The organism is Massilia psychrophila (genome assembly GCF_002760665.1).
In the GTDB taxonomy this organism is placed as follows: domain Bacteria; phylum Pseudomonadota; class Gammaproteobacteria; order Burkholderiales; family Burkholderiaceae_D; genus JAFCUW01.
The window spans coordinates 46,371-63,990 of record NZ_PDOB01000009.1 but is presented as its reverse complement, the minus strand read 5'-3'; the positions used below and the strand labels follow the sequence as shown (position 1 = coordinate 63,990).

General features: G+C 63.6%; 14 protein-coding genes and 2 pseudogenes. 9 read left to right on the top strand and 7 right to left on the bottom strand.

Annotated features, from left to right (window positions below):
• Positions 1–14: 14 nt before the first annotated feature.
• Entirely contained in the window at positions 15–1,109 is a 1,095-nt protein-coding gene (gene tssG, locus CR103_RS07890) for a type VI secretion system baseplate subunit TssG (RefSeq protein ID WP_099915444.1), read from the bottom strand.
• A complete protein-coding gene (gene tssF / locus CR103_RS07885; RefSeq protein ID WP_099915443.1) occupies positions 1,073–2,917 on the bottom strand; it encodes a type VI secretion system baseplate subunit TssF in 1,845 nt (614 codons plus the stop codon). The genes tssG and tssF overlap by 37 nt, the downstream gene beginning before the upstream one ends.
• Positions 2,918–3,093: 176 nt before the next feature.
• Here tssF and tssK point away from each other — a divergent pair, with 176 nt between their 5' ends.
• Both tssK and CR103_RS07875 read left to right on the top strand, forming a co-directional pair.
• Complete coding sequence (tssK, locus tag CR103_RS07880) at positions 3,094–4,437, top strand: type VI secretion system baseplate subunit TssK (protein WP_099915442.1); 1,344 nt, start codon at positions 3,094–3,096, stop codon at positions 4,435–4,437.
• 12 nt (positions 4,438–4,449) lie between these two features.
• Positions 4,450–4,689, top strand: coding sequence for a contractile injection system protein, VgrG/Pvc8 family (locus CR103_RS07875; RefSeq protein ID WP_099915441.1), 240 nt, complete (start codon positions 4,450–4,452; stop codon positions 4,687–4,689).
• 140 nt (positions 4,690–4,829) lie between these two features.
• Here CR103_RS07875 and CR103_RS07870 read toward each other — a convergent pair.
• Positions 4,830–4,973: pseudogene (locus tag CR103_RS07870) on the bottom strand (IS5/IS1182 family transposase); the annotation flags it as partial.
• Positions 4,974–5,349: 376 nt separating this feature from the next.
• Here CR103_RS07870 and CR103_RS07865 point away from each other — a divergent pair.
• The gene (locus CR103_RS07865; RefSeq protein WP_099915440.1) at positions 5,350–6,258 is read left to right on the top strand and encodes a PAS domain-containing protein; all 909 of its coding nucleotides are present in this window, start codon (positions 5,350–5,352) and stop codon (positions 6,256–6,258) included.
• A gap of 34 nt (positions 6,259–6,292) precedes the next feature.
• Here the strand turns inward: CR103_RS07865 and CR103_RS07860 are convergent, their stop codons facing one another.
• Both CR103_RS07860 and CR103_RS07855 read right to left on the bottom strand, forming a co-directional pair.
• The gene (locus CR103_RS07860; RefSeq protein WP_099915439.1) at positions 6,293–8,449 is read right to left on the bottom strand and encodes an ATP-dependent helicase; all 2,157 of its coding nucleotides are present in this window, start codon (positions 8,447–8,449) and stop codon (positions 6,293–6,295) included.
• 493 nt (positions 8,450–8,942) lie between these two features.
• Positions 8,943–9,176 carry a hypothetical protein gene (locus tag CR103_RS07855; protein ID WP_099915438.1) on the bottom strand — a complete coding sequence of 78 codons (234 nt, stop codon included), beginning with the start codon at positions 9,174–9,176 and terminating at the stop codon, positions 8,943–8,945.
• 205 nt (positions 9,177–9,381) lie between these two features.
• Between CR103_RS07855 and CR103_RS23295 the strand changes: the two are divergent.
• The 5 genes and pseudogenes from CR103_RS23295 to bla all read left to right on the top strand — a co-directional run.
• Positions 9,382–9,516 (top strand): annotated as a pseudogene (locus CR103_RS23295) (chromate transporter); the annotation flags it as partial.
• Between the two features lie 123 nt (positions 9,517–9,639).
• Positions 9,640–10,215: a DUF1353 domain-containing protein gene (locus tag CR103_RS07845; protein WP_099915437.1), complete on the top strand. Its 576-nt coding sequence runs from the start codon at positions 9,640–9,642 to the stop codon at positions 10,213–10,215.
• Between the two features lie 63 nt (positions 10,216–10,278).
• On the top strand, positions 10,279–11,118 hold the full coding sequence (gene fghA, locus CR103_RS07840; RefSeq protein WP_099915436.1) for an S-formylglutathione hydrolase: 840 nt from the start codon (positions 10,279–10,281) through the stop codon (positions 11,116–11,118).
• A gap of 233 nt (positions 11,119–11,351) precedes the next feature.
• Positions 11,352–12,053, top strand: coding sequence for a phosphoribosyltransferase (locus tag CR103_RS07835; protein WP_099915500.1), 702 nt, complete (start codon positions 11,352–11,354; stop codon positions 12,051–12,053).
• Between the two features lie 710 nt (positions 12,054–12,763).
• Positions 12,764–13,648 (top strand): subclass B3 metallo-beta-lactamase, encoded by an 885-nt coding sequence (gene bla / locus CR103_RS07830; protein WP_099915435.1) that lies wholly within the window; start codon positions 12,764–12,766, stop codon positions 13,646–13,648.
• Positions 13,649–13,840: 192 nt separating this feature from the next.
• Here bla and CR103_RS07825 read toward each other — a convergent pair whose 3' ends face one another.
• Both CR103_RS07825 and CR103_RS07820 read right to left on the bottom strand, forming a co-directional pair.
• On the bottom strand, positions 13,841–14,347 hold the full coding sequence (locus tag CR103_RS07825) for an SET domain-containing protein (protein ID WP_099915434.1): 507 nt from the start codon (positions 14,345–14,347) through the stop codon (positions 13,841–13,843).
• A gap of 57 nt (positions 14,348–14,404) precedes the next feature.
• Entirely contained in the window at positions 14,405–16,081 is a 1,677-nt protein-coding gene (locus CR103_RS07820; protein ID WP_099915433.1) for an AMP-binding protein, read from the bottom strand.
• A gap of 128 nt (positions 16,082–16,209) precedes the next feature.
• Between CR103_RS07820 and CR103_RS07815 the strand changes: the two genes are divergently transcribed.
• Complete coding sequence (locus tag CR103_RS07815) at positions 16,210–17,454, top strand: metal-dependent hydrolase (RefSeq protein ID WP_099915499.1); 1,245 nt, start codon at positions 16,210–16,212, stop codon at positions 17,452–17,454.
• Positions 17,455–17,620: the final 166 nt, after the last annotated feature.

Here is a 17,620-nt window from a genome sequence, read left to right as displayed (position 1 = left end):
TCCGTCTGGCTGAACTATAGATCGTGGATGGCGTAGCGCACGTCGTGGCGGTCGTGCGCGCCGGCGGTTGCGCCCAGAAACGTGTCCCACCCGAGCCGTCCGCAACTACGCCCCGACTGCAATCTGATCGGCTCGACGTCGGCAGCCACCAGCACCAATTCGATTTCGTACTCGAGCGTCACGCCGGTGAACATGGTGAGCAGCCTGGCCAGCACGCACGCCGCCTTGCCGCCTGGCAGGAACGAGGCGAAACTGGCCCGGTCCAGCGGCCCCACCGTCAGCCGCAGCCGCAAGTCGCGCTGCCAGGCGCGCGTGCCGACCACGGCGCCGGCGCCGAGTACCGCGTTGGCGCCGCCCAGGGCGCTTTGTTGCATGAGCGGCAAGCTGTACCAGCTGCCGACGAACTGCTCCGCGCTGACCGGCTGGCCGAAATACTCCGACAGCACCCGCGCGATCGATCCGGCCGAAGTTGGCCGGTGCAACAAGGCGCCGCAAAAATAGCCGATCGTATCGTCGAGCAACCCGCCCTGTGACCCGTCGCTGCCTTCGGTATGGCGCCCCTGCAGCGCGGCGTGGCCGAGCCCGGCCAGCGAGAGCAGCAGCGGCAGGAAGCCGTCCTTGCCTTTGATCTGGTATTTCAGTTCCAGCCGATATTTGCGCCACGCTTCGTAGAACAGCGCCAGCGCGCGGTTCGAGAATGTATCGAGGAAGGCGCGCGGGCCATCATCCTTGTCGAACAACTGGTGGGCGGCGATGCGTTCGGTGTAGTGGGCCGGCAGGCTGCCGGCCATCCCCAGCATGCCCATGAAGGCCGGCGTAATGCGGATGTATTTCAGTTCGGCGCGGGCAAGCGCCGCCCCGAGCGTGCCAGCGTCGCGCGCCAGTTCGCGCGGTTCAGGCTGCAACGCTTCGATCTGGCTCGCCGGAAAACCGAGCGACACCGAATTCTGGAAGCGCAAAAAATTGGCCACCGCGCCTTCCTGCGGCACGCCATGTCGCCTGAGCCACAGTTCCAGCATCCGCACCGCCTGAAAGTATTCAAAGCGCTGCGGTTCGGCAAACAGGCGCTCGATTACACAAGGCTCAAATCGCCGCTTCGTGGTGTGCATCGCAACAGTTCCTCCGCGTTTTTCTTCGATATCACCACCAGCTGCGTAAAGCTGTTGGCGTGCACGTACAGCCCTAAAAAACATTCGACGATGTGGGCGAAGGCGTGGATGCCGCTGCCTACAAACGCTTCCTCGTCGATGGTCAGACCGACTTCGACGCCACGCACCAGGCAAGGGAACGGGTTGCCTGGCATCCAGGCGGTGGCCGGCTTGTAACTGACGGCGTCGATGCCGCTGATCTGGCGCTGGGAAATCGGCGAGCGCGGCAGGTCGTACAAGGTCAGCATTTCGCGAAATGCTTCCAGGCCGCCGCCGGACAGCGACAGGTGGTTCAGCGACAGGTGCGAGATCAGGCGCCAGTGCGCCCCGCCCCCGCGCGAAAAACGGTACGCCAGGGTCGGTTTGCGCAGGAAGCCGACCGTGCGCACGGTCGAGCCGCCCGCCAGGAACAGGTCGCCGCCGGCCACGCCATAGGTCAGCTGCGCCGGCAGGTCGCGGTTGGTGCAGGTGATCTCGAGGCTGAGGGTGTCGGTTTCGACCGCCGCCGGGTCGAAATCGATGTCGACGATCGAAATGGCCGTCTCGAAGCCGGGACTGTTGGTGGCAATGACGTCATTTCTGCGCATCACCCAGTAGTGACCGTTCTTTTCCGGCGTCTGGCCGTGGCGCAGGGAATAGAACGGGTGGAAATCGACCACCGACTCCCCATGCGGCGTCTGGCGCACCAGCTTGACCAAGTCGATCGAGTAGACGTCGTAGCTATACGCGCGGCGTCCGTCGGCCAGTACCGGATAGCTGTCGGTGGTGTGGCTCAGCCGGATCGGTACGCCGTGCTGGCTGAACAGGTTGACCACCGGCGTGCAGCCGAGCAGCACGTTGTTGGCTGACAGCGTGCCGAGCATGCGGGCGTTGTTCGAGTCGCTGCGCAAACCGGCCAGCGCCAGGTGCAGCGTGACCTTTTTGGCGCCGGCCGGCAGCGCGGCGCAGATGGCGGCCAGGTCGATGTCGAAAAAATTGAATTTCTCGGGAAAGCAGAAATATTCGGTCAGCAGGCGATAGGCCGGGTGCGAACGGGCCTGGTAGGGAATCAGCGACTCGTTTTCGCCGAAACCGGCCGGGCTGACCGGGATGGCCGGCAGGGCGATCCAGCGCCGGCTCTGATCGAATTCGGCGTAGGCCTTGACGGTGCGCATGAACAGGGCGTCGCGCAAGGCCGCGCAAAACGACGGCTCGCCGTCGATGAACACGCGCAGCGACGCCAACCCGAGCTGGGACAGCGCCAGGGCATCGGCGGTGGACTCGATCGTCAGGCTCAGGTTCGAGGTGGCACCGGGCGGCGCCGCCACCGCTTCAGGGGCATCGAGGATGGCCGAAAATCGTGCCTGCGTTAGCGCCACCGGCGCCATCGTCACCGGATACGCGGTGCGGAATGTGCATGCGCCGCCTTGCACCGGCCGCGTGCTCAGTTCGGTTCCACGCGGCATCTCTCCAGCCGTACTGAGCTGGGCGGCGCTACCGCCGAAATCAAACCGGGCGATCGAGCATGACGGAAACGGCCGCAGGTAGTGCGGGTACAGCGCCTCGAACAATGCCTCGGTAAATTGCGGGTAGTCGTCGTCGAGCCGCTTTGACACACGGGCGTTCAACAGCGCAAACGATTCGATCATGCGTTCGATGTGCGGGTCTTCGCACACTTCGCCGGCAATCAGCAGGCGCCCGGCGATTTTCGGATAGCGCTCAGAAAACTCGCGCGAATAGCGGCGCAGGAAGCCCAGCTCGCGTTCGTAGTAAGGCAGCAGTTCTTCCACAATTGACTCCGGTCCGTTTCGCGCGCACGCGCCAAATACTGAATCTATTGCCTACCGAACTCGGTTGACTTGATATACAACAAAGGCGAAGAAGCAATTTCCCGGTGAAATGGTTTCTTTGGCACACGATAAACCGTCGCCTGCGCCTGTTCCGCGGTCTACACAAAGGATCAAAAATGAGTACTGCCAGCAAGGTTCTATGGGGTGAAGGGCTGTTCCTGAGGCCGCAGCATTTCCAGCAGCAGGATCAATATCACGAGCACCGGCTGCACGAAAGCGTGAAGGCCCTGCATCCGTATGCATGGGGGGTCAGCCACCTGAAGGTCGACCGCGAGGCGCTGGTCAGCAACTCCTTGCGCGTGCTCGAGCTGTCGCTGATCTTCCCCGACGGCGAAATCGTCAACGCGCCCGGCAACGACGAGCTGCCCGGGGCGGTCGACCTGAGCGAGCTGGGGCAAGGCCAGAGCGTCACCTTTCACGCCGCCTTGCCCGCGCTGAAGCATTTCGGCGGCAATTTCACGCCCACCGGCCAGGTCAACAACGGCGCCCGCTTTGCCCAGAGCACGTGCGAAACGCCGGACCTGTTTACCCAGGCCGCGCTGGCCCAGCTGACCTACCTCAAGAAGTCGCTGCGGCTGGTGGCCGAGAGCGAGCCGCGCGATTCGTTCGTCAGCTTCCCGCTGGTAAGGCTGCGGCGGCTGTCGACCGGCGGCTTCGAAACCGACCCGACGTTCATCCCGCCCAGCCTGTCGATCCGCAGTTCGTCGCCGCTGTTCGTACAACTGCGCCGCCTGCTCGACGCGCTGCAGGCGAAAGTGAGCGCACTGCACGGCCACCATCGCGAGCCTAGCAAGAACGTCATCGAATACCGCTCGGGCGACATGTCCACCTTCTGGCTGCTGCACACGGCCAGTTCGGCGTTCGCTTCGCTGTCGCACTACCTCCAGCATCCGACGCTGCATCCGGAGCGGCTGTTCCAGCAGTTGCTCGGCCTGGCAGGCGGCCTGATGACGTTCTCCAAAAATCATGTGCTGTCGGACCTGCCGTCCTACCAGCACGCCGATCCGGGGCCGTCGTTCGAACGGCTGCACCTGATCATCCGCGAGCTGCTCGACACCGTCATTTCCAGTAAATATTTTGCCATCGCCCTGACCGAAACGAAGCCGTCGTACCACCACGGCATGCTCGACTCCGGCAAGATCGACGAGCGCACCGCGTTCTACCTGGCCGTTTCGGCCGACATGGCAGCGCTCGAACTGGTCGACGTGGTACCGCTGCGCTTCAAGATCGGCGCGCCCGACGACGTCGAAAAATTCGTCCTGTCGGCGATGCCCGGCGTGCGCCTGCAGCACGCGCCGCAAGTACCGGCGGCGGTGCCGGTGCGCCCCGACACCTGCTACTTCACGCTCGACAGCAAGGGGCCGATGTACGAACGGATGCTGCAGGCCCAATCGATTTCAATCTACGTCCCTTCCGGGATGCGCGCGCTGAAACTCGAACTGATCGCGGTTGCTTCCTGAACGGTTCAGGAAATCGTCACCGAGCTGCTGGCCGATTACCCGCGCGTGCGCGGCGAGTTCGACCTGGCGCAGGCACTTTCGGCACGCCCGCTACGGCTCCAGTACCGCGAGACCGACTTCGATTTCCTGCAGCGGATCGTCGCCGCCGAGGGGTTGAACTGGCGCTTCGAATATCAGCAGGCTGACGCCACCGACCATGCATCGACCGTTCATGCCCAGCACACGCTTGTCAAATCCACCCGAACGCGGTGACCAGCGCGAGCTGGCACCCCGAGCAATTGCTGGCCCCCGCCGTTGACCGCGCGGCGAACGGCGCCACGCCGACGGCAGGGCCGCGCACTTGCACGGCGAATTCACACGCTTTGGGCAAATCACTGAGCATCTGTGCCAGTGTTCGCCGGCTTTTCTCTCGCCGCGATCGCTGTGCCATCTCGACTGATGTGGCCAATCAGCGTGTCGCCCAGATAGTTCTTGATCAGCGCTTCGTGGACGCGCTCGGCCAGCTTTGCCTCGGTGAACTCGGCAAAAGCGCGTGAAAGCCCTTGTATCACGGCAACTATTTTTCCAGAAACACTTTGATTACCGAACATCTGTGCTAACCCACGGATTTCATTCATCTTTTCAGGATATCCACACGAACTGTGGATAACATTGTGGACAACTCAAGCTGAGCACCCTGCCAGCCCTGTATTCATGCGGTTTTCATTAAATTGCCCGTTTTAAATGCAAAAAGTAAACTCAAATGAATCAATCACTTGGCGCAGATGAGGATTCTTCCTACATGTCCTTATGAGGCATTCTCCTACAAAAGTTCCCAACAGGGGATAAGTCTGAAAAAGTTCGGTTTTTTACGACAATTTATGCGTCATGAATTGCTTTGACAATTCGCCCGTGCTGTCCTAGTGTGAGCCAATGCAAGCAAGCGACCATGCCACTGCAGACGATCCACACCTGTTCGCTGACGATGACGATGACGAAGCGTCGGCCACGGGCAGCGTTGCCGCGGACGAGACGCCGCCGTGGCGCATTTTGATTGTCGACGATGACGTGGACGTCCATGTCGTCACCAAGTTTGCGCTCAGCAATGCTAATTTCCAGGGCCGCCGCCTGAGCTTCTTGCACGCCTACTCGGCCAAGGAAGCGCTCGACAAGTTGCGCGACATCCCCGATATTGCCCTCATCCTGCTCGATGTGATGATGGAAACTTCCGACGCCGGCCTGCGCCTGGCGCGCCAGGTCCGCAACGAGCTGCACAACGATCTGGTACGCGTCGTACTGCGCACCGGCCAGCCGGGCCAGGAACTCGAGCACAGCATCATCGTCGACTACGACGTCAGCGATTTCTGGAGCAAAGCCGACCTGACCACCCGCAAGCTCTATACCACCGTCATCGCGTCGCTGCGCGCGTACGCGACATTGGCGGCCGCCGCGCGCGCGCGCGCGGCGGCGTATGCCGAACTCGAGCGGGCACAACAGGTGATTGCCGCCGTCGACCGCCACGCACTGGTACTGGTCCTCACGCTCGATCGGGAGGGCCGCATTGTCGAGCCCAATTCGACCTTGTGCCGGCTGGTCGGCATGCAGCCCGAGCAATTGCGCGGGCGCGACCTGCACGCCGTTCACCGCGAAGCATTTCCGCCGGATCTGACAAACGAGATCATGACGGCGCTGGCGGCTGACGCAAGCTGGGACGGCGAACTCCACGTGATGCTGGCGAGCGGCGCCTGCGACCTGCGCTGCTCGGTGCTGGCCTTCGAGGATGCCGGCGGCGCGGCCCGGCACTACGTCGCCGTCGCCACCCCGATCGGCCCGGCCGGCTGAACCGCACGCAGGCGTTTCGTTATTCCATTCACGTTCACTTCCACGCATTGCGCGCGCGGTCCCTTACCATCATACGCACGCTGTCGGGCATCGGTTTTTTGGTGTGCCGCGTTTCGGCGCTGGTCCACACGCATTCCTCGAAATGCTTGAGCATGGCCGGCGTGATGAAGCGGCTGCGCGCCGCATACACGTGACGGTCGCCCATCTGCGCCTGCTGCTTGATGAAGAAACGGTTCGGCACCACCAGGTGCAGATGTTGTTTGGCGCGTGTCATGGCGACGTACAGCAGGCGGCGCTCCTCCTCGATGTCGTCGGCGTTACCGGTGCTCATGTCCGACGGGATGCAGCCGTCGACGACGTTGAGCACGTGGACCGATTTCCACTCCTGCCCCTTGGACGAATGGATGGTCGAGAGAATCACGTAATCCTCGTCGAGCAGGGGCGGGCCGGCGCGGTCGCTGCTTGCCTCCGGCGGGTCGAGCGTTATTTCGGCGAGAAAAGTTTCGCGCGTGCCGTAGCCGCCCGCCAGCTGCGCCAGCTGTTCGACATCGGCCACCCTCACCTGCGCGTCGTCGTGCATCCGTTCCAGGTGCGGCAAATACCAGGTCTTGACCAGCTCGATGTCGGCCGGCCAGCGCAGGCCCGGCGTGCGCAGCGCGCGGTAAAGGGCGACGAACTCGCGCCAGTCGCCGGCACTCCTGGCGGGCGCGGCGAACTGTTCCACCGCGACGGTCGGCTCGGCCGCCGCGCCGACCTCGTCGAGCAACTTGCTGGCGGTGGCCTGCCCGATGCCGGGAATCAGTTGGGCGACGCGAAAGCCGGCCATGCGCCCGCTCGGGTTCTGCGCAAAGCGCAGCACCGCCAGCACGTCCTTGATGTGTGACGCCTCCAAAAACTTCAGGCCGCCGAACTTGACGAACGGGATGTTGCGCCGCATCAGTTCGAGTTCCAGCGCCGCGCTGTGGCTGGCGGCGCGAAACAGCACCGCCTGGGCCGTCAGCGCGATGCCCGCCTCGCGGTGCTCGAGGATGCGGTTGCAGACCCAACGCGCCTGCTCGGCCTCGTCCGGGATCAAGACCAATTGCGGCTGCACGGTCGATGCCTTGTCGGTCCACAGCGTCTTGGCATAGCGCTCCCGCGCGCCGGCGATGACGGCGTTGGAAGCGTCGAGGATCGGCTGCGTCGAGCGGTAGTTGCGCTCGAGCGTGATCAGCACCGCCGGCTGCGAAAATTGCTGCGGAAAATCGAGGATGTTGCGCACCGTGGCGCCGCGAAAGGCGTAGATCGACTGGGCGTCGTCGCCCACCACCATCACGCCGCGCCCGTCCGGCTTCATGCCGGTGATGATCGCCGCCTGCAAGCGGTTGGTGTCCTGGTACTCGTCCACCAGCACATGGTCGAACAAAGCGCCCAGCTCCGGCCCCAGCTCGGGGTCGGCCGCCATTTCCGACCAGAACAGCAGCAAGTCGTCGTAGTCGAGCACGTTCTGCTCCTGCTTGGCGTCGACGTAGGCGCCGAACAGCGTTTTCAGCTCGGCTTCCCATTCCTTACACCACGGGAAAGTGCTCTGCAGCACCAGCGCCAGCGGATCGCGGCTGTTCACCGCCCGCGAGTAGATCGACAGGCAGGTGCCCTTCAGGGGGGAGCGCCTGGCGCCCTGGATCTGGCTTTGGCCGATGTCGTGCCGCACCATGCCCATCAGGTCCTCGGAATCGCCGCGGTCGTGGATGGTGAACGAAGGATCCAGCCCGATGCGCCCGGCGTACTCGCGCAGCAGGCGCGCACCGATGCTGTGGAAGGTTCCGGCCCACGGCAGGCTGGCCGGCGCACTGCTGGCGCGCATGCCCATCACGCGCGCCAGCACGCTGCCGGCGCGGTGCGTCATTTCGGTGGCGGCGCGGCGCGAAAACGTCAGCAGCAGGATGCGCTGGGGATCGGTGCCGCCCTGGATCAGCCGGGCTACGCGGTGCGCCAGCGTGTTGGTCTTGCCGGAACCGGCGCCGGCGATGACCAGCAAGGGACGCGCGGCGCCCTCGCCGGCGCCAATATCGTGCTCGACGGCGGCGCGCTGCTCAGGGTTGAGGCTGCCGTAGGGATCGTCGGCAGTAGTGGAGGCGGCGAGGACGGGAGCAGCAAGGGTGGGAGCAACAAGGGTGGGAGTAACAACAATCGGAGCAACAGCTTCAGGCATGGCGGGCATTCAGGCTTGGGGTGGATACTACTGTACATTTATCCAGTTATTTTGCGCAAGAAGAAAACCGGTATTTTGCACAAACATTCTCATGCACTGTGCCGAGCCCGGTCGCACAGCGCCGGGTCCGCGAGCAGTAAACGGTCTAAGTGTCAGTTTATAAAGCAGTTTTTAAGATATCCACAGTGGTTGTGCATAACTTTGTGGATAAGCCCCCCTTGACACCACGCAAGCCTTTGGGAATGCGGGTTTCAACAAAATGCTCATTCAGAAGGCAAAAAATAATTCGAACGAAATCAATGACTTGCAAAGTCAATTCCGAAATCAATAAAAAATATCTGAATAATTTTCCAAGAACATTTTTTGTCCATAAGCATCCTGTGCAGGCGAACGGAACAGAACAAAATTCAATATTATTTTGACATTTTTCTGGACTGGCCGGCAAGCGTGCGACCGCACAAGGCGCGCGGCGCTCGGGGTATGAGTGCCGTACTTACCCGAAGCCGCGGCGGCGCCGGCGCTCGGGCCAGAGCATCACGCGCTCGATAACGTCGGCAGTGATGTCATGCGACTTCAGGTATTCGACGGCGGACATGGTATTTCGCGAGTGCTGGACGGCGATCGCATGGTCGACGATGTCGCGGCAGCGATCGTCGCGCCGTTCGTAGTTTTGTTCGTTCTCGGCGCAGGTGCCGGCGGTGTCGTTGTCGTTGCGCAGTAAATTCATCGCAGTTCCTTCCAGTTGAGACGGCAAAGCGTCATCGCCTTCGGAGTATCTGACAATATATTGTAAAGTCAATGTCACTTTTCCATCGAATTTGCAATATCGTCAGCGGCCGGCCCGGACCTGTCTTGCCATTCGCCACGCCGCACCGGGAAGGCGGCCCCGCATGGACAGCGACCCTGGCGCACGCGATCATGACGCATGACACATGACACCTGCACCACCTCCCGCGCGGCCCTGCCGGCAATCGCCGACCGACCTGTTTGTGTCGTTGACCTTACCGGCATGGCAAGGTTTCGGTGGCGTACCGGCCATGGTCCAGCGCGAACTGGTTGAGCGCAAAGATGCCGCTGCCCCGGTGCGGGGCGATCAGCGCGGCCGGCTTCGAGCCTGACTCCAATCTTGACCTTGCGCCAGCACCTCCCGCCCTAAGCGTGCTGTACTGGCACCAAGGAGGTGGGCAATCATGGGCTACGGCAGTTTTTCAGGCAATCCGAAGACCGAATGGCTGTGCGAACGGGGCGAAGACAGCAACATGTGCCTGTTAGAGGCGTTCTGGTACATCGACCCGCAAGGCCGCCGCTGGGAGGCTTTAACAGGAGCCATCACCAACGGCGCCAGCATTCCGCGCACACTCTGGTCTTCGCTTGGCAGCCCGTACACCGGCAACTACCGGCGCGCTTCGATCATCCATGACGTAGCCATCCGCAGCCCATTGAACTTGCGCGTCGACGCCGACACCATGTTTTACTATGCCTGCATGGCCGGCGGTTGCATGCTGATGGAAGCGAAGCTGCTGTACGCGGGCGTGCGGGTCGGCGCTTGGGCCAGCCTCACCCGCGACGCTGCCGTTGACCTGCTGTCGATGGCGCCCGCGCCGTCACCCTTGCCGCGCCTGCCCGGCCAGCACGCGCCCACCGAACTGGAGGTGCGCGCCCGCTACACCCTGCTGGCCGGCGACCTGGCGGCGGCCAGCGACAACTTCGAGGCGATCCGCGCCACCGTCGAGCGCCACCTCGGGCTCCCACCCCCGCTTCGCTAGGCGAATTGGCAAAGATCGGCGCAGCAAGGCATACTGCGGCAGTCAACCAGATCAGGATATCGTATGCCAGAACTCATCAGCGAGCACGCCTGCTTCGGCGGCCTGCAACGCTTTTACCGCCACCACTCGAGCGCTATCGGCCTGCCGATGCGCTTTTCGGTGTTCCTGCCGAGCGCCGCCGCCGGCGAACGCCTGCCGGCCATGTTCTATCTGGCAGGGCTGACCTGCAACGAAGAAACTTTCATGACCAAGGCCGGCGCCCAGCGCCATGCCGCGCGCGAAGGGATGATTTTGGTGGCCCCCGATACCAGCCCGCGCGACACCGGCGTCGCGGGCGAGCTCGATGCCTGGGACTTCGGCGCCGGCGCCGGCTTCTATCTCGACGCCACCACAGCGCCGTGGAGCGAACATTACCGCATGTACAGCTACCTGCTCGAATTGCGCGAACTGGTGATCGCCACGCTGCCGGTCGACGGCGAGCGTACCGGCATCTTCGGCCATTCGATGGGCGGCCATGGCGCGCTGGTGCTGGCCCTGCGTAACCCCGATCTGTTCCGTTCGGTGTCGGCGTTCGCGCCGATCGCCGCGCCCTCGCTTTGCCCATGGGGCGAAAAAGCGTTCACCGGCTACCTCGGCGCCGACCACGCCGCCTGGCAGCGTTACGACGCAAGCGAACTGATGCGCACGATGCAGGCGCCCTTCCCCGACGGCATCCTGATCGACCAGGGCCTGGCCGACAAATTCCTCACCACGCAACTGCGCCCGGATATGTTCGAAACGGCCTGCGCACAGGCCGGCCAGCGCCTCGAAATCCGGCGCCACGCCGGCTACGACCACGGCTATTACTTCATCTCGACGTTCATGGAAGCGCACCTGCGCTTTCACCGCGAAAACCTGGGCTGAGAGCCTATCCCGGCAGACCGCGGTCGCTGCCGGTGCGCCTGACACGCGGGTGCCGCGTTGCTCGTCGTTGCATGGCTGCCATGCGGCCGCTGCAGGGCAAGCCCGCGCTTGCCCGCCCCATCGTCGACATTTGCCGCAGCCTGCTGCAACCGTTACGCTGTTTTCCTGTCAAACAATCAGCCGCGGAAATCTCCGCACGGTTGCCTATCAAGAGCGCAACGGAAGTCATTCGCATGGACACGCCAGAACGATTCACCGACCGCGCCCACGCCGGCAAACTGCTGGCGCAAGCGCTGTTGACTTATGCCGGGCGCGCCGACGTGCTGGTGCTGGCATTGCCACGCGGCGGCGTGCCGGTCGGCTTCGCGGTGGCGCAAGCCCTCGGCGTTGAGCTCGACATCATGCTGGTGCGCAAACTCGGCCTGCCCGGCCACGCCGAATACGCGATGGGCGCGGTCGGCGCCGGCGGCGTGCGCGTGCTGCAGGCCGGCCTGGTCGAATCTGGCCGCGTCTCGATGAAGCAGATCGAAGAGGCCAGCGCGCGCGAGATGGCCGAAATCGAACGCCGCGGCCGGCTCTACCGTGCCGGCCGCCCGCCGCCCCAGCTTGCGGGCCGCTGCATTATTCTGGTCGACGACGGCATCGCCACCGGCGCCACTTTGCGCGCCGCGGTCGAGGTAGTGCGCCGCAGCCATGTTGCGCGGTTGGTCATCGCCGCGCCCGTCGGTCCGCCCGAGAGCGTCGCCGCGCTTGCTGGCGAAGTGGACGAGATGGTGTGCCTGTCGGCGCCGTTGGGGTTTATGGCCGTCAGCCACTGGTACCGCCATTTCGACCAGACCGCCGACGCCGAAGTGCAGGCACTGCTGGCCGAAGCCTGGCGCCTTCAACCGGAAACCGGTGATCCGTCATGCCGAACCACACCAACCCCGAACTGATTCGTCGTGTGGGAACATAACTCGCACGTCGGCGAACCGCCAGAGCCACTATTTTTCGTCCCAGCTTCCGCGCCAGTTCGACGCCATCCTCCGCTTCGCCACCACCGGCGCGGCGGAGCCGCTCGAGCCGGCCAGCCACTGGGCGACGAGGGGAAGCGCCCGAGACTTACCCGGTGGCGTTGTAGGTATTGGACGAAGCGCACCGCAGGCGCTGATAGATTCGCTATCCCAAAGACCGTCATCCTCGCGCACGCGGGGATCCATACCCCCTTTGCGACTCGACGCGGTCCGCACTTCGCCACGTCCGCTCCTAGAATCTCTGCCGGAATCTAGTCAACCTTCGGCCTGCTCAGCATGGATCCCCGCCTTCGCGAGGATGACGGTCTTAGCGCGCAAGGCCCTGGCCGGCGAAGTCAGCGGTGTGGAACACGCCCTGCCCAGGCAGTCGGCGAACAGGCGCTCGCAAAAGCCGACGCCGACCAGGATGCAGTTAATATGCGCAACAGTATGTCAAGGCTGCTTCGGGCGGGAGCTGCCTGTTGCGAGAGGCAGCAGTCGGCCAAAAGCGGCCGGTTACAGTGTGACAATTTGCGCATTAGTCACATATCTTTATCTCTACAATGCTGGCGTTGGCGTTGGCGCTTCGCAGTCGCAGCATGCCGTAGTGCCGACGCCTGGACAGACATCCTTAAATTATCCTCAGGACAAGAATGAAAAAGAAACTTCTCGGGTGCTCCATGTTTTTTTTAGGAGCATTCCTCACCACTGCCAAGGCGGCAGACTGGTACGCGCCGCAAGACCCTTTCCCCGTGTACGGAAACACCTATTACGTCGGCACCGGTGGGATTAGCGCTGTGCTGATTACATCGTCAGCGGGACACATCCTCGTCGATGTCGGCGGACCTGCGGCAGCGGTTCACGTTGTGGCGCATATCCGCAAGCTCGGCTTCCGGGTCGAAGACATCCGCTACATCCTGAACTCACACGCCCACCAAGATCATGCAGGGGCCATCGTAGACTTGCAGAAGCTGAGCGGCGCAACGGTGCTGGCCAGTGCGGCCTCTGTCCGGGTGCTCGAGAACGGCCAGCCAGATCGGGCCGATGCGCAATATCCGAACTTGACTCCCATGCCACCGGTCGCTCGCACCCGCGCAGTACGTGACGGCGAAACCATCCATCTCGGGCCGCTGGCCGTGACCGCGCACTTCACGCCAGGACACACCAAGGGCGGAACCAGCTGGACCTGGCAAGCCGAAGAAAATGGGCGGACCGTGAACGTCGTGTTTGCCGACAGCCTGACTGCGCTGGCCGCCAAAGGCCTGCGTTTCAGCGGCAATCCGCTTTACCCGAAGGCGCAGGCGGACGTCGAGCGCTCGATCACCACGATTCAAGCGCTGCCCTGCGACATCCTCGTCGCCGCGCATCCGGAAGCGGGTGGCTTGTGGGAGCGCAAGGCTAAACAGGCGGCACTCGGCAATGGCGCCTTCATCGATGCCAACGCCTGCCGTAACTATGCGGTCAAGGCGCGCGCGACCCTTGCTCAGACGCTCAGTGCCGAAGCGGCTCCTGGCAAGGCAAGCGTCAATAAAAATTGAAGAGACAAGCTGGTCTCTTGAGGAGCGCAGAAAGGGGCGTTCAATAGCGGGCCAGCTACTTCCGCGTTGGGTCGCAAGCGGAACTACGAATGGGCTGCAATCCCGACGCACTCGGGTTCGTCACGATCGCATATTCGCGACGAGCGCCGCGCAGTCATCAAGCGGTTCCTTCGCTGGCGTCAGTCAGCTGCTCTAGGTCTTGGTCTTGGCCTTCGCCCGCGACTTGCGCTTCTTCGGCGCCAGCATGGTGCCTAGACAGCCCGGCGTGCCGCACAGGCAGCCAAACGCGCGTTTTACCGCCGGGGTGTGGCGTTCGTCGTACACCAGCGCGTAGTTGTAATTGAGTTCCTCGCCGGCCTCGATTTCCATCAAGGCATGGATGAAGACCCGGCCGTCTTCTTCATAGGCTTCGCAGTTAGGCTCGCAGGCGTGGTTGATCCAGCGGGCGTCGTTGCCGCGGCTGCCGCCATCGACGACGTTGCCGTCGGCCAGGCTGAAATAAAACGTATGGTTGACCGGGCCGTCGCTCGCCTCGGTGCGCCGCAACGCCTCCGGCCAGTCGATGCGCTCGCCGAGATACTCGATGATGCGCTCGCCCGCCTCGATCGGGCGGGTGGCGAAGACGCCGTTGCCGTGGACCGGGGAGAGCTTGACTTTGCAGGGCGGGCGCGGTGTGGATGTAGATGTGGATGTAGACATGGTGCTGACAAGTGAAGGGCTATGCATAATCGAAGTGGAGATGGCGCGTCCGGCACCTCAGTCCGGATTGTCCTCGCGGAACTCGGCCTGGCTTGGGGCTGCATCGTCGCGCATGGCTTCGCTTTTGCGCAGCTCGACGCGGCGAATCTTGCCAGAGATGGTTTTCGGCAGCTCGCGGAACTCGATGCGGCGGATCCGCTTGTATGCCGGCAGTTTTTCGCGCGCATAGGCAAAGATCGACTGCGCCAGCTCGTTGCTCGGCGCGACGCCATCGCGCAGGGTAATAAATGCTTTCGGCACCGACAGGCGCAGCGCGTCGGGACTGGGCACGATGGCCGCCTCCAGCACCGCGTCGTGCTCGATCAGCACGCTTTCGAGTTCGAACGGGCTGATGCGGTAGCCGGACGATTTGAACACGTCGTCGTTGCGGCCGACATAAAAATAATAGCCGTCGGCGTCGCGGGTGGCGATGTCGCCGGTGTGATAGAAGCCGGCGCGCATAACCTCGGCGGTTTTCTCGTGCTCGTGCTCGTAGCCGAGCATCAGGCCGACCAGCTCGGTTTCGATCACCACCGCGATCTCACCCTCGTCGGCAGGATGGTCGTCAGCGTCGAGCAGCACGATATGGTAGCCCGGCAGCGGCCGCCCCATCGAACCCGGTTTGATCGGCTGGCCCGGCGAATTGCCGATCTGCGCAGTGGTTTCGGACTGCCCGTAGCCGTCGCGGATGCGAATGCCCCAGGCCTGTTCGACCTGTTCGATGACTTCCGAATTGAGCGGTTCGCCCGCGCCGACCAGTTCGCGCAGCGGCAGCTTCCACGCCGCCAGGTCTTCCTGGATCATCATGCGCCAGACAGTGGGCGGCGCGCACAGCGACGTCACGCCGCAGCGCCCAATGATGTCGAACGCCGCCCTGGCGTTGAAGCGCTCGTAATTAAACACGAACACCGTCGCGCCGGCGTTCCACGGCGCAAAAAAACAACTCCAGGCGTGCTTGGCCCAGCCGGGCGAACTGATGTTCCAGTGTATGTCGCCCGGTTGCAGGCCGATCCAGTACATCGTCGACAAGTGGCCGACCGGATAGCTCTCGTGGCTATGCACCACCAGTTTCGGTTTCGCCGTGGTGCCTGACGTAAAATACAGCAGCACCGGTTCGTGGGCCAGGGTGACGCCCTGCGGCACGAAGCCTGGGTCGGCGCGCACGCTGTCGGCGTAGTCGTGCCAACCCTCGACGGCCGCGCCGACCGCGATGCGGGTGGCGCCGCCGTCGATGCCGGCGAATTTGGCGGCCTCGGAGTCCTGCGCGATGATATGGCGGATTTCACCGCGCTGCATGCGGTCGGCCAGGTCGGTCGGCATGGCCAGCATGCTGGTCGGCACCATCACGGCGCCCAGCTTGATTCCTGCCAGCATGATTTCCCACAGCTCGACCCGGTTCGGCAGCATCAGCAAGACCCGGTCGCCGCGTCCGACGCCCAGTTCGCGCAGGTAATTGGCGGCCCGGCTCGAGCCCGTTGCCATGTCGGCGTAGCTGATCTTTTGTTGCGCGCCGTCTTCGTTTACCACCCACAGCGCCGGCGTATGGTTGTCGCGCGCCTGGACGTCGAAGAAATCGAGCGCCCAGTTGAATTCGTTGAGCGCGGGCGCCATGTAGCCGCGGTGGGCTAGCTCGTATTCGGTGCGGTGCTGCAACAAGAAATCGCGTGCTTCGATAAAGTGTTGGTACGGGGTCATCGGCCAGTCTCCTCTTGTATCGTTGTGTATTGTGACATGGACAAGCGATTTTCCGCTACCGGCATGTGCACTTCAAGCTGTACCCGGGCCGCCCGGGGTTTTACTTCAGCCGCATGGTAGATTGCGGCATGGATAATCTTAGTCATTCCCTGACAGGACTCGCAGTCGGCGAACTGGTCCATCGCAGCGTGGCGCCGGAACCGGAAGCAGCCAGCCAGCAGGTGCGGCGCCGCATGCTGTTGGTGTCGTGCTGGGCGGCGAGCAATTTCCCCGACCTCGACCTGGTGTTCACGTCACTGCTGCCGCGTCCGCTCGGCTACCTGCTGCATCACCGCGGCCACACCCACACGCTGCTGTTCGCCTTGCCGCAGGCGCTGCTGCTGGCAGCGTTGATCTGGCTGCTGTGGCCGGCGGCGCGCCGGCTGCTGGCCACCAGCGGCAATGCGCGGCGCGCGCTGCTGTACGCCATCACCCTCGGCTTCCTGCTGCACCTGTCGATGGACTTCCTCAATTCCTATGGCATCCACCCGTTTTACCCAGTCGACCAGCGCTGGCTGTACGGCGACATGGTGTTCATCCTCGAGCCGGTATTCTGGATCGCCACCGGGGCGCCGCTGGCGCTCATGGTCAAACGAAAATTTATCGGCGTGCCGCTGCTGCTGCTGCTAACCGGCGTGCCGCTGTTTGCCTTCCAGGCCGGCTTTCTGCACTGGGGCTCGCTGATCCTGCTGGCACTGGTGGGGCTGGTGGCCGGGGCGGCGCAGGCGCATGCCGGCACCCATGGCCGCAGCGGCCTGCTAACAGGCCTGGCCGCCTGCCTGCTATTCGTGGCGGTGCAAGGCGTCGGTTCGGCGCGTGGCGCGCGCATGCTGGCCGACGAGCTGCGCGGGCGCGATCCCGCCAGCGAACTGGTCGACGCTGCGATGTCGGCGTATCCCGCCAATCCGCTGTGCTTCAATTTCGTCGCGGTCGAACGCAACGAAGCTGGCGGCACTTACCGGCTGCGCAGCGGCGTGCTGGGCCTGGCGCCGGCGATGCTGGCGCCAGGCCAGTGTCCCGCCGGTTTGTCGAGCGGTTCGTCCGGGCGTGAGCTTGCGCCCGGGATCACGCTCCTGCTCGATCATGACGGCAGCCTGGCGGCGTTGCGCCGGCTCGCGCGGGACAACTGCTATTTCCGCGCCTGGCTGCGCTTTGCGAGGGCGCCGCAACTGACCGGCATGCTGGCTGCGGACAGCCGTTTCAGCGCCACGCCCCGGTCGAATTTTTCCGCCATCGACCTGGCGCAGTTTGCCGGCAAGGCTTGCCCGCAGGGCGTGCCGCAATGGGATTATCCGCGCGCCGACCTGCTGGGGCGAGCGCTGAGACAGGATTGACGCTTCAGCGCATGCCGGCGGCGTGCATCGGCACGCGCATCAGGCCGGCCACGAGGGCGCACAACATGGCCGTCGCCAGCACTGTGACGGCGCCGAATGATCGTAGGGACACGGTGACCTCCTCGTTAATTTTCGATCGTATTGTGGGATGCGGCAAAAATGTCAA